This window comes from Serratia sp. HNCC26DJ206 (genome assembly GCF_057180605.1).
Map to the genome: position 1 here is coordinate 1 of NZ_JBXUGP010000151.1, position 359 is coordinate 359.

1 protein-coding gene is annotated in these 359 nt (G+C 46.0%); it reads right to left on the reverse strand.

Going from position 1 to position 359, the window contains the following annotated elements:
• Positions 1-359 (reverse strand): IS630 family transposase (locus tag AC2A1E_RS24360; protein WP_484385901.1); only part of this gene is annotated, 359 nt, incomplete at both ends.

Below are 359 nucleotides of genomic sequence, written 5' to 3' on the forward strand. Positions count from 1 at the left end.
TAATTGCCACATCGAACGGCAGCTATGATTCCGGGTTATCGTGTCATGTAATGCCTGCCATAACCGTTCTACGTGGTTCACCCATGGCGAGTAGACAGGTTGATAAATAACAGTAAATTTAGGGTTCTTCTTCAGCCACTGAAGCGTTTCTCGACTTTTATGGATGATGTAATTATCAACGATCAGGGTGATGCTTTTTGCCCGCCGATACGTCCCCTTGAGGTGTTTCAACAAGTCGATAAATAACCCCGAGTTTTTGCTGCTGCCGCCGACGTAACTGACTTTTCCCGTGTTGCTGTGTAATGCACCGGCCAGATAATATTTTTCGTTTTGCCCCGGCGTAACAACGCGTTTTTGTT